11 protein-coding genes are annotated in these 12,082 nt (G+C 31.7%); 1 reads left to right on the top strand and 10 read right to left on the bottom strand.

What is annotated here, in order from left to right:
• The 7 genes from ACMOUI_RS07980 to ACMOUI_RS07950 form a co-directional block, all read right to left on the bottom strand.
• A partial coding sequence (locus tag ACMOUI_RS07980; protein WP_418965197.1) for an HTH domain-containing protein occupies positions 1-384 on the bottom strand: 384 nt, incomplete at its 3' end.
• Between the two features lie 118 nt (positions 385-502).
• On the bottom strand, positions 503-1,015 hold the full coding sequence (locus ACMOUI_RS07975; RefSeq protein ID WP_418965196.1) for a peroxiredoxin family protein: 513 nt from the start codon (positions 1,013-1,015) through the stop codon (positions 503-505).
• Positions 999-3,680 (bottom strand): hypothetical protein, encoded by a 2,682-nt coding sequence (locus tag ACMOUI_RS07970; RefSeq protein ID WP_418965195.1) that lies wholly within the window; start codon positions 3,678-3,680, stop codon positions 999-1,001. The genes ACMOUI_RS07975 and ACMOUI_RS07970 overlap by 17 nt, the downstream gene beginning before the upstream one ends.
• 20 nt (positions 3,681-3,700) lie before the next feature.
• Positions 3,701-4,003 carry a hypothetical protein gene (locus tag ACMOUI_RS07965; protein ID WP_418965194.1) on the bottom strand — a complete coding sequence of 101 codons (303 nt, stop codon included), beginning with the start codon at positions 4,001-4,003 and terminating at the stop codon, positions 3,701-3,703.
• Between the two features lie 8 nt (positions 4,004-4,011).
• Complete coding sequence (locus tag ACMOUI_RS07960) at positions 4,012-4,848, bottom strand: hypothetical protein (RefSeq protein WP_418965193.1); 837 nt, start codon at positions 4,846-4,848, stop codon at positions 4,012-4,014.
• Positions 4,849-4,917: 69 nt separating this feature from the next.
• The gene (locus ACMOUI_RS07955) at positions 4,918-5,421 is read right to left on the bottom strand and encodes a hypothetical protein (protein ID WP_418965192.1); all 504 of its coding nucleotides are present in this window, start codon (positions 5,419-5,421) and stop codon (positions 4,918-4,920) included.
• A 54-nt stretch (positions 5,422-5,475) separates the two neighbouring features.
• Entirely contained in the window at positions 5,476-6,246 is a 771-nt protein-coding gene (locus tag ACMOUI_RS07950) for a fimbria/pilus periplasmic chaperone (RefSeq protein WP_418965191.1), read from the bottom strand.
• Positions 6,247-6,528: 282 nt separating this feature from the next.
• Between ACMOUI_RS07950 and ACMOUI_RS07945 the strand changes: the two genes are divergently transcribed.
• Positions 6,529-8,652, top strand: a complete 2,124-nt coding sequence (locus ACMOUI_RS07945; RefSeq protein ID WP_418965190.1) for an HD domain-containing phosphohydrolase — start codon at positions 6,529-6,531, stop codon at positions 8,650-8,652.
• Here ACMOUI_RS07945 and ACMOUI_RS07940 read toward each other — a convergent pair.
• The 3 genes from ACMOUI_RS07940 to ACMOUI_RS07930 form a co-directional block, all read right to left on the bottom strand.
• Positions 8,639-9,196, bottom strand: a complete 558-nt coding sequence (locus tag ACMOUI_RS07940) for a GNAT family N-acetyltransferase (protein WP_418965189.1) — start codon at positions 9,194-9,196, stop codon at positions 8,639-8,641. The genes ACMOUI_RS07945 and ACMOUI_RS07940 overlap by 14 nt on opposite strands.
• Positions 9,189-10,142: a fructose-specific PTS transporter subunit EIIC gene (locus tag ACMOUI_RS07935; protein WP_418965188.1), complete on the bottom strand. Its 954-nt coding sequence runs from the start codon at positions 10,140-10,142 to the stop codon at positions 9,189-9,191. The genes ACMOUI_RS07940 and ACMOUI_RS07935 overlap by 8 nt, the downstream gene beginning before the upstream one ends.
• 74 nt (positions 10,143-10,216) lie before the next feature.
• The gene (locus ACMOUI_RS07930) at positions 10,217-12,034 is read right to left on the bottom strand and encodes a PTS fructose transporter subunit IIABC (RefSeq protein WP_418965187.1); all 1,818 of its coding nucleotides are present in this window, start codon (positions 12,032-12,034) and stop codon (positions 10,217-10,219) included.
• Between the last annotated feature and the right edge of the window lie 48 nt (positions 12,035-12,082).

Genomic DNA, 12,082 nt, shown 5'->3' with positions numbered 1-12,082 from the left:
AAACTCTTTTTTAATTATAGCTAAATCTTTTTTTAGTGTTGTTCTAGATATGTTTAGATATTCAGCTTCCTTCGTTAAGTTAATAGTATCTTTTGAAAAAAGTTTAAACTTTAAATATCTTTTTCTATTTTCAGAAAACATTCCACTAAAATCATTTATTATTTTATTTATTTCATTATTTTTTAGATTTACGCTAAATACACCCTTTTCACATTTTTTTATTGTGTTTAACTTATACATTTTTAATATGTAGTTTATATTGTCTATATCATATCTTATTGTTCTTGTGTGGACATTAAAATTTTCTGAAAGTTTCTTTAAGGTAAATTCATTTGTATCATTTAAAATAGATAAAATATTTATGCATCTTTCATTTATAACCATTTGACATCCTCCCCCGATAACTTATATAGATATTGTATCCTTTTTTTTTCAATCAGTCTTTATGAAAAAAAAATTATTTTTTTTATACTATTTTTCACCATGAAATTTAGTTTTTTTATTATTTAAAAAACTCCATATTTTTATACCCTGTTTCTACATTTACATCCTCTAAAACTCCCTCCTCATTTATAAAAAATGTTGTGGGGATATTTATAACACCAAATTGATTGTAAAGCTCTTTATCCTCTGTGTCATAATATGCTCTAAATGAATATCCATTTCTCTCTATATACTCTTTTACTCTCTCCTTATTATCACTTTTGTATGGTCCAAATACAGTTATAAACTCTATATTACTATCTCTATATTTCTCAGTGTATTCCGGTCCCAATATCTCTTTTTCTCTAATACAATCTGGACACCATGTTGTTGTAAAGTTTAAAAAAACTTTTTTTCCTTTTAATTCATTTAAACTTATTATCTTTTTTCCATCTAAGGATTTTACCTCAAAATTATCGACTTTTTCTCCTATTAAATATGTTAATTTTTGCTCTCTCGGATCCCTTTCATTGGAAAATGACATACTAAAAATCCCTACTATCATCATAAATATTCTAACTATTTTTTTCATTTATGCTCTCCTCCTGCATATTTTCCTGAGCTAAACTTCTCTCTTTTTCTGTGACCTCTGTACTCTCTATCTCAGGGCTCTCCTCACTGTCAACTACCTCATCTTCATCATCCAGAATCTCATCTTCAATAACCTCAATATTTTTTACTAAGAAATTATTATCCTCATAATAATCTCCCTCTCTTCCAGCTTTTACCTTTACCTCTATTCTTCCCTTATCAAACTCTCCTCTATATCGTTTACTAGATGGTACAAGTTCAATCACATAATCTCCAGGTAATATATTTTCAAAATAGTAATATCCATCTATTTCAGGTTGTGCTCTTCCAATCTCCTCATTATCTCTTTTTAAAACGACATCTAAACTAGCCAATACTCCATTATACTCTCTCTCTCCTGATACTCCATTATTCTCTACAAACCCTGTTATCATAGATATTGGTACCAATGGTATATCCACTTTTACACCTGAGGCTATTGCACCTTTAAATTTTATCTTTTCTTTTCCTTGAATCAACATAGGATCTATAGACTCTCTATTGACCTCTATATTATGAATATCATTGTTACTTATATTCCCTATTATATATTCTCCATTCTCTCTAACAACTCCACTTCCTGCTGAGGTCATTACCTCTGCTCCCTCATAGATGGACTCATTCTTATCCATTATTCCATTGGAATTTTCATCTACAAAGACTTTTCCCTCTACCCAGCCATATGTAACATTGTTATTGTTTATTCTCAGTAGAGGATCTCCTAAATAGAATGATTTTTCAACTCTTCCACCTATTTTTGTTCTATTGTCCTCTCTTTTTATATCAGGGAACTCCACGTATATATCTCCATCAAATATATATGTAAATCTAACTTCAAAGAATGTACCCTTCTCTCTGGAATGTCCAACTTCAAAGGTTGTATCAATATTTCTAAAAAAGCCTTTCTCTGTTGGAGTCTTAGTGATTCCAAATTTTATTTCATCCTCTACCATTTTTTTCTCTTCATAGTTTATTTTTCCCTCTAAAATTGCCAATATACTATCAAATCCAGAGTAGGTTATCTTTGCATCTGTACCATATCCTTCAATCCTTTTAGGATTATTTTCTGGACTTGAATATTTATAGTAATCATTAGATAAACTAAGCTTTATATTTCTACTAAAATTATAGTCTAAACTCAGATATATCTGATATAACTTGTCATCTTCATAGCTATTTTCAAAATAACCAATACTTCCTGCCACTCTTCTAAAATTTTTACTTAAATCTATGTTATATGAATAATCCTTTGTCAATCTATCAGCAGTTGCATCTGTATAGTTTTCATATCTCACAGTCAAATTTGTATTATATGGTAACTTTTGCTCCCCTGTTCCTTTAAAATTTAACTCCTTAGCATTAAAATCATCCAAAAGTGTCACTGATATTAAAGTTGGATATCTATCAAATCCAAACCTATATGCTGCTCCAACTTCCAATACTTCATATTTATTTCCAACTCTATTCTCAAGCAACGAAACTCCTGTTACCACTGTTAAATCTTTTGTTAATCCATATCTAAACTCTCCTAAATACTGATGCTTTTTCTCATGTTTTCCCTCACCTGCTTGAAATACAAAGTCAGTTTCTCCTCTATTTAAGATATTTTGATTTCCTAGTACATAGATATCTTGTGTCTCTTGTCTTCCATCTCTATAGTATATCTTTAAAGTGTATCTGTCCGTTGATGATAGATTTATAACATCAAATCTAAAACTGTTCCCTGTTATCATTTGGAAATCATCCAGATTTCCATTTCTATATAACTCAACAAGATTTGCGTTATAAGCCTCTCCCTCTATTATAGTTCTATTATCAATTCTTATTCCATAATATTCATTTTTGGAAAAACTTACTCCTCTAAGACTTCTTTCAGCATCAAAAATTGTATCACTCTCCAAATAAAAATCACCAAATGTTAGATAATAACTCCCAAAAATCTCAGCATATTGTAGTCTTATATATTCTAAACTGCTCTCTGGATAAACTTTTTGAGATATTTGAAACTCCCCATAAAGAAGTTCTGTCCCATAGTCAATATCTATGGCATAATCATTCTCTTCAAAGTCTGAGTTTGAATAGACAAACTTTAAAATCCCTGGTGATAATAGAGAACCCTCTTTTTTTATATAGTCCCCTCTTACCTCCTGCTCTGCCTCCCTCTTTGCCATAGCAAGAAGAGACCTCTGATTATTTAGCTCCCCTTGATACTCCTTTGCTGTTTTAAAATCAGGACGTAGGTTTAAAACGTATCTCTCTCCATCCCAATCTGAGCTTGAAATATGAAAATATCTTTTAAAGTCATCTAATTTTATAAATACGTCCTCATCTGTTTCAATAACACTCTCTTTTGGAATCTTTATATCAATCTCCTTCTCTCTATCTAACTTGCCTTTTATTCTCAATCTTTTTCTATCAAATTTCAAATCATCTATTTTAGCGAAATCTATAAACTCTCCAATACCTAAGTATATCTCCTCTGTTTCCTCATTCATCAGCACTCTATAAAATTCATTTCTTTGCTCTTTCATCCCTATCTCTATATATGCTTCCTCAGGAGCAGTCTCAGAGAAAACAGCGTTATTTAAAATACAGTAAATTAAAATGGCTATTTTAAGTCTTTTCATGTCCCCCTCCTAAATTAGTTTTACCACTTATAGTTGTCACAAATTGCTACTATTTTAATTTTTTTATCCTCCACTCCCACTTGTGTATCCTTTGCAGCAGTCCCTTTGATTTCAATCTCTTTCACTCCCCTATCTTTGTCCTTTTTCACAATTAAATTTAAGTATGGAACCACTTTAATTGTTACTTTTACACCTTCACTCTCTGTTTTTTTATCATAAAAAACCTTATTTAACTTCTCTTGAGTTTCAAAACTCTCTCCAAAACTCAGATTATGGAATCCAATACTAAAAAGTGTTAAAATAAATAATAATTTTCCCTTCATAGTTCTCCCTACCTTCTTATTACAACTTTTCTATGTGGATCTTTATTCTCAATGGAATAGTCTAAGTATTCATAGAATGCTTTTACTTTTACCTGACCACTATACTCTCCTGGTTTAACTGTCGGTACTGTTGAATACACTCTTCCCTGAATAACTATTTTTTCTTTGGTTTTCTTTTTCACCGGTATAAAACTTAAAACTTTCATAGTTTCTCCATTTTTAACCTTATCATTTACAAAGTTATTTTTATCCTTTGCTTCCATTTTTACAATAAGTTGCCCATCTGCCATTCTCATCTGTTCTGGATATTCAAAATATAATTTTGTATTTCCAATATCTCTTTTATCAATCTCTAAGTCTATTGTTATCTCTGGATTTTTTTTACTGCTTATTCCACCACTTGGAACTCTTGAATTTATCATTCCAAAATCCATCTCACCCTTTACTCTCATATCTATTTTTCCCATCTTTCTAAACTCCACCGCTATAGTTCCCGTTAAAATCTCATTTTTTCCCATCTCATCTAAATATTCAACCCTTCCTAAAATAACTCTTTCCTCAACTGAATTTATTTTCCCTTTATAGATAAAATCCACTCTCATTGTTTCATTCTTAATGAGATAGATATTATTTTCATTTTTATCACCATTTACTTTTAAAATCTCAATATTGCTATCTGGGTCAATCTTTATTCTGCTCTCTTTCATATGACTAAAAACTCTTGCATCTAAAGCACCCCTATAACTTGCCCCTCTTTTCTCTAAATTATATATCTGTCCATTTATCTCTGATGAAAATATATAGCTTGATAGTATCAAAAATAGTGTTATTAAAAAAATCTTCATATTCACCACCCTCTATATAAAAGTGGGCATAGTATATCTTTACTATGCCCTTTTACTTTTTATCTCTATTTAAAACCCAGCTGTATCATAAGCTGCCACTAGAGTTGCTGTAGCTTTATATTCCTCTCCAGCATCCAAAATTACATTTGTTAATAATTTAGGTACATTAACCTTAACTCCACCTTTTCCTGATCCAGTTCCATCTAATTCAACTGATCCAGTTGAGTGAGTGATAGTTCCTTTGAATTTATGTGTCATCTCTCCATCTTTTTTAAATCTTAACTCCCCATTACCTTTAAATCCAACTTTTACTGTTGTGTTTGGCTCACCAGTTATTTTATGATGCTCTACTACCTCTTTATTTACCTCATTACTTCCACACCACATTCCTAAGTCCACATCATCTGCATCTATTTCTAATTTTTGTGGTACTCTTACTTTAACTTTAAAATCTTGAGTTACGCTACATGGATTTTCAAAACAGAATGATGGGTCTGATTCTGGTGATACACCCTCATTTGCTAATACCGATATTGATCCTAAAATAAATAATGCTGATAATAATTTTTTCATCTTTTAATACCTCCACTGTTTATTTTTATATACTCAAGTTAGTTTGAGTTAAAATTATAATGGTAGCTCTCTACTACCAAGCTTTAAACCACTTTTATCCTTAAATTGAACCCTTATATATTTACTTCCATTTGGAATATTTTGTAAGTTTGATTCTATCTTTGTCTTTGGTTCTCTTGTTGTTATTCCAAGTTTAACCTCATTTTTTGACAATCTTTTCTTACTTCCATCTAAATACTCTATATCCCCAATAACTGCTAATCCACTATTTCCTTTTAAATCAAAGTTAGCTATAAGTTTTCTATTTCCATTGGCATCCTTTTTAATCTCACTACCTGTCAATTTTGCTCCAATTTTTCTCTCACCCTTTAAACCATAGGCAGCTACGTGAACCTCTGTTAATAATTCAAACTCCACCGCTACTTCCTGCCCTGTTTCTCCCTGTACCTTTTCTTTTCTTTCTTTTGGTTTTCCAGGTAGCTCTTTAAAGACAAGTTTTGTTTTATACTCACCATCTGGTAAATCTTTAGCTCCTCTAACTGCAAATCTTACACTTCTACTTCCATTTGGTTTTAAAGTTATATTTTTAGGATAGATTTTCATCATCTCTCCCATATCATATTTTTCCCATCCCTCATCTTTTTCAAGAGCTATTTCAACTCTCATTGGTTCCATTGTATTATTGGTAACCATGATCTCATGTGTCTGGTTTTTATCTAGAGATGTATAAAATCCTGTTGGAGCTATCCCTATATTAAATGCTAATATTTTTGAAAAAAGTGATAGATATGCTACCCCATAAAATAGTTTTTTCATTACTCTCATATACCCCTCCAAAATTTATATTAACTTTATTTTTTGTAAGACTGTTTCCTTTCATGCCCATTTATACTTATTTTTTCTTTTTCCTCTTTTTTCACCTTCATATACATCCTTTCCATCTTTTTGCAATTTTTTAATCCCCTCTCATTCCATTTAGAAAATTTCCAACTTAACATCTCTACACCCTATGTTTTAAGGTGATTCTATTCTGAAAAAGAGTTTTGTATTTATTTAATTTTTTTTACTTCTATGATATAATTTCATAAAACAAGGGGGGTGCTAAATTTGTTCAGGTCTTTTTTTCTATTTTTTCTTATCTTTTTAAATACATTTTCACTGAATTTAACTGAAACAGAAAAAACTTGGATAAAAAATAATAGAGATAAAACTTTTTCAATTGATATCTATAGTCCAAACCATGTTTATCTATATACAAAAGAAACTGGAGAGTTAGCTGGAGTTTATATAGAGTTTTTTAAAAAACTAGAACAGGAAACAGGCTTAAAATTTAAAATACAGAGTTTGAATAAGGTAAAAATGAAAAATTTATTAGGTAGTGGTGAGGGGGATATTCTTTTTAATGTTGCTAGAACTCCTAAAAGAGAGAGATTCTATTTCTTTATCCCCACATATAACACATATAGTGTTGGGCTTTTTACAAAAAAAGGGGTCTCTATTGATTTAAATAATATCAATAACTTAAAAGTTGGACATATTGAGGGCACCTCTGATTCCATGTTGGTAAAAGAGTACTATCCTCATTTTAAAAATCTTATATCTATTGACAATAGCGAAAATTTTGGGTTTTGTTCATTGGACAACAATACAGTTGATGCAATCATTGGGAAAAGTAGTAACGATGTATTTAAAAATTATAACTTTACCCCATTAAATAGTATTCCATCCTCTCAACTTTGGATGGCTATAAATAAAAAACATCCTATCTTAAAGGATATTATTGAAACATTTAGAGTCAACTTTTCAGAAAATGATATTGTCAACTCTTTAAAAAAAGAGCGTTTAATTTTTTATAAACAACTTTTAAAAAATGATTCTACTATTGAAAAACTGAGGAAAAACTATACCAGCTTTAAAGTCTTAATCCCAGATTCAGGGGATATTGTCCCTCTTTTTTATTCCTCTAAAACTGGTTATAAGGGGTATATCATAGATCGTCTCAATGAACTTTCATACCTGACTGATATACCTATTAACTACATACATAATCCAAAGGATAACTATGATATTAAAGCTATAGATACCCGAATATTTAACTGTCCCGAGAGCTATTTTGTTCCATATTATGACTCTCAATTAGCAGCTTTTTCTCTTACAAATAACAATTTTATAGATACGTATTCAGATATTAAAAATAAAAAAATTGGATTCATATCCTGTGAAAACCTCAATTTAAATGAGATAAAAAAAATTACAAGTTCCAATAGCTTCAGATTTTTTAAAAATATTAAGACTGCACTTTTAGCTTTGATAAACAAGGAGATTGACTATCTCTATGGAGATTTTAAAATTATTTCTATGGCTATTTCAAATGAGTATTTAGAGAGTGACATTAAAGTGGCTGGTTTTTTTAATAAGATTACACCCATTGGTTTTGGAATAAGGATAGATCCTAATTTAGCTATTTTTATAGATAAGCTTTTCCCAAATCATCTATCTGAAAGTAGAATCCTTTACAGTGAACTTGTTATTCCCAAAAAGCTCTCACCTAACTATAAATATTTTTTAGTTATGTTTTTAGCATCTACAACTATTATAGTAACTCTTTTCTATTTCCTTAGAAAAGCCATTATTGCAACTAAAAAGGAGAAACTTATCACCCGTGCCTTAGTTGAGAGTTTTGAAACTGCCAATGAGTTAAATGATGAGGATACAGGAAATCATATTTTAAGAGTTAATTTATACTCAAAATTTTTAGCTGAGAAACTAAAATGTGATAAAAAATTTATTAAAGAGATAGGGGAATATGCTTCCTTACACGATATTGGAAAAATTGGAATCTCTGATACAATATTAAAAAAATCTGGTAAACTATCTCCATATGAGTTTGAAGAGATAAAAAAACATGTGCTTCTAGGAAAAAAACTTATTGATAAGATGCAGTTGAGCTCTATCGCTCAAAATATTGTACTATATCACCATGAAAAGTGGAATGGTGAGGGATACTACTATGGATTAAAGGGTGAAGAAATACCTTTAGAAGCTAGAATTGTGGCTTTAGCAGACGTCTATGATGCACTTAGACAAGAAAGGGTCTATAAGGATGGTATCTCTCATGAACAAACTATGCAAATAATAAAAAAAGAGAGAGGACAACACTTTGACCCCACTCTTGTAGATTTATTTTTGGTCTATCATATGGAATTTGATACAATATTTAATGAGCATTAATTTTATCAAAAACTATATCCCAACCCTTTTTATCTATATCTAAATTACACGGTTTAAAACCAAAATCTAAGTATATTTTTATAGCTACATAGCTACATGTCTGTGTGGAGAGGTATAATCCCTCTCCCATTTTTTTATTTTCAAATAGTGAGAGTAACTCTGATATTAAAGCTTTTGCTAAACCTTTCCCACCATGTTTTGGATCTATCGCTATCCAATGTAATCGATACTCTCTATTTTTATCTTTAGGAAAGTGCTTTCCTTCCCAAATAGCTCCTGTTCCTACCAAGTTTCCAGCTTTGTCCTCTATAAATACCATAAACTCTTCCAAAAGGTTCTCTTTTTTTAAAAACACCTCTTTAAAGTAATTTTCTCCTTCACTTCTATCTAAAATATGTCCTGAACCTACTTGAATATCAACCCATCTATCCATCATGCCAGGTCTATACATCACAAATCGATACCCTTCAGGTAATTTTTTTCTATTAAAACTCAAATCATCCTTTGTCATAATAAGATGAATGTTTTCCACGTTTCTATCCATTGCTTTCTCCCTTTTTAAAAAAATATAGCATAAATATTGTTGATATTACCCCTATGGACAGCGCTATTAAAAATCCTACTTTATTCTCTATCAAGGGAAGAGTTATTACTCCCCCATGGGGTACCATAGATTTTACACCTAGAACGGAGGCCGCCCCAGCTCCTATTGCTGCTCCTATAACTGTTGTGGGCAGTACAGCTATATCCTTCGTCAAAAATAGTAGTGCGCCCTCTGTAATTCCTAAGAATCCCAAAAGTATGGAGATTACTCCTGCCTCTCTTTCAGTTTTTGAAAACCTATTTTTCAGTATAAACTGTGACAATCCCAAAGCTAAAGGGGGTGTCGATATAGCCACTGCTATTGGTCCCATTATATCTCCTCTTCCATACTCTATGGTATTTACCGCATAGACATATGCCACTTTATTTATTGGTCCACCTAAATCCACTCCTATAAGCCCACCTAAAACAAAGTTCAAAAATATATTATTTTTATCATCTAAGCTATTTAAATATATCCCCAGCTCATCTAATACAAATTTCATTGGTTCCTGAAAAATATAGTAAAGTCCCATTCCCACAACTAGAGTTGAAAGTATTGGAATTATAACTATATACATTATTGAAGACATCTCTATTGAAATCTCTATCTTTTTTAGAGCATTTATAAAATACCCTAAAATAATACCTACCAATATTCCACCGAACATACCAAGTCCTATGACTCCAGAGAGATACCCTAAAATCAACCCTGGAATGAAGCCCACACTTCCTGAAATCTCCTTAGCTATATATCCTGATAAAAGTGGTGGTGCCATTAAAAAACTATACCCACTTAAATCTTTTAAAAATTGATTATTTGTATATAGCGATATAACTGATAAAATTCCCCCAATTATAAACACAGGAATAACTTGAACTACACTTTTTAATACCCTTTTTCTCATAAAAACTCCCACGTACTTTTTACTAAATAGTATCATGGGAGTTTTATTTCATCAATATATTAATAGACTTCTAACTATTGTTTTTTAAACTTTTTAAGAATATTTACCATAATTGCACTTATAAGTGATCCAACTACAATCGCTATAACAAACATAAGTTTATTATCCACAACTGGAAGTACAATTGGTCCTCCATGTGGAGCATGATCTGCAACTTTTCCTATAGCTGCTATAACTGCCCCCACTCCACTTCCAACCATTATAGATGGAATAACTCTAAATGGATCTGCTGCCGCAAATGGAATTGCACCCTCAGTGATTCCAATAAGCCCCATTGCAAACGCTGCCTTTCCAGCCTCTCTCTCTCCAATCTCATAGTTTTTTGGTGCCATCATAGTCGCAATTCCCATTCCAATTGGTGGAATACATATTGCAACTGCTATTGGTCCCATCACTGTTGGAACACCTTGAGTAATCATTGCTGATCCAAATAGGAATGCAACTTTATTTATTGGTCCACCCATATCAAAGGATATCATACATCCTAAGATAAGTGCTAAAAATACTGATCCTGCTTCCATACCTTTTAATACTTCAGTTAAAAGATTCATAAATCCACTGATAGGAGCTCCTATAAAATACATTATAACTCCAACTAAAGATGTGGAAACTAAAGGTATTACAAATATTGGCATAATAGGTTTTAAGCCCTCTGGAACATTCCATGATTTTACCCATTTAGCTATATATCCAGCAGCAAAACCTGCAACCATACCACCTAAGAATCCTGCGCCAACTGTATTTGCTAAAGCACCTCCAACAAGTCCTGGAGCAAGTCCCGGTCTATCAGCTATACTCATAGCTATATAACCTGAAAGTATTGGAATCATAAGCCCAAATGCAGCAACTCCCAAATCTAGCATAGATTTAAAGAATGGATTTGTAACATCTGCTCCTGATCCAGCCTTAATTCCTGATAGTGCTATTGAAAGAGCTATTAAAACTCCACCACATACAACCAGTGGCAACATATGAGAAACACCATTCATCAGATGTTTATATATCCCTGTTTTCTCATTTTTTGGACTCTCTTTTTTCCCATTAGAGGTTGATTTATAAATCTCTCCCTCTCCATTTAATGTTTTTTCTATTAACTCCTTAGGTGCTCTTATAGCCTGTTTAACTGGTACTTGAATAACCTTTTTCCCAGCAAATCTATCCATATCTATTGTTTTATCTGCTGCAACTATTACCCCAGTCGCTCTTTTTATATCCTCAGCTGTAAGTTCATTTTTAACTCCAACACTTCCATTTGTTTCAACCTTTATCTCCACTCCCAACTCTTTTCCTTTATTTACTAAAGAGTCAGCTGCCATATATGTGTGGGCAATTCCAACTGGACAAGCTGTTACAGCTACTACATATCCCTCTCTTTTTTTATCTGTTTCAATCTTTTCCTCTTTTTCCTCATTTAGTATCTCTATTATCTCAGCCTCTGTTGAAGCTTTTTCCAGTCTTTCCCTAATCTCATCATCCAACAGTTTGTTTGTCAACTTAGACAATGTTTCTATGTGTGAATCTGTTGCATCCTCTGGAGCTGCAATCATAAAAAATAATTTTGATGGCTCTCCATCTAAAGAGTTAAAATCTACTCCTTCTGACCTTCCAAAAGCTACTGCTGGTTTTCTTACAGCTTTAGTTTTTCCATGTGGAATTGCAATACCCTCCTCTAATCCTGTTGAAGATGTTGCCTCTCTCTCTTTTACAACCTTTAAAAACTCATCTTTATTCTCCAGTGCTCCGCCATTATCTAAAACTTCCACAAGCTCTTGCAGTATTTCATCTTTTGTTTTTCCTGTTAGCTTCAGTTTAATATATTTTTTTTCTAACATATTTTCACTCCCTTATGCCTTTATTTTCTTATGCTCTCAATATACATT

Origin of the sequence: Cetobacterium sp., assembly GCF_048470075.1 — a bacterium.
Classification (GTDB): domain Bacteria; phylum Fusobacteriota; class Fusobacteriia; order Fusobacteriales; family Fusobacteriaceae; genus Cetobacterium_A.
This window is presented reverse-complemented; position numbering and strand designations above follow the sequence as displayed.

Excerpts from the sequence above, each read along its gene's own strand:
- ACMOUI_RS07975 (WP_418965196.1), bottom strand. The coding sequence starts at position 1,015 with ATGAAAAAAATAGTTAGAATATTTATGATGATAGTAGGGATTTTTAGT.
- ACMOUI_RS07970 (WP_418965195.1), bottom strand. The coding sequence starts at position 3,680 with ATGAAAAGACTTAAAATAGCCATTTTAATTTACTGTATTTTAAATAAC.
- ACMOUI_RS07965 (WP_418965194.1), bottom strand. The coding sequence starts at position 4,003 with ATGAAGGGAAAATTATTATTTATTTTAACACTTTTTAGTATTGGATTC.
- ACMOUI_RS07960 (WP_418965193.1), bottom strand. The coding sequence starts at position 4,848 with ATGAAGATTTTTTTAATAACACTATTTTTGATACTATCAAGCTATATA.
- ACMOUI_RS07955 (WP_418965192.1), bottom strand. The coding sequence starts at position 5,421 with ATGAAAAAATTATTATCAGCATTATTTATTTTAGGATCAATATCGGTA.
- ACMOUI_RS07950 (WP_418965191.1), bottom strand. The coding sequence starts at position 6,246 with ATGAGAGTAATGAAAAAACTATTTTATGGGGTAGCATATCTATCACTT.
- ACMOUI_RS07940 (WP_418965189.1), bottom strand. The coding sequence starts at position 9,196 with ATGGATAGAAACGTGGAAAACATTCATCTTATTATGACAAAGGATGAT.
- ACMOUI_RS07935 (WP_418965188.1), bottom strand. The coding sequence starts at position 10,142 with ATGAGAAAAAGGGTATTAAAAAGTGTAGTTCAAGTTATTCCTGTGTTT.
- ACMOUI_RS07930 (WP_418965187.1), bottom strand. The coding sequence starts at position 12,034 with ATGTTAGAAAAAAAATATATTAAACTGAAGCTAACAGGAAAAACAAAA.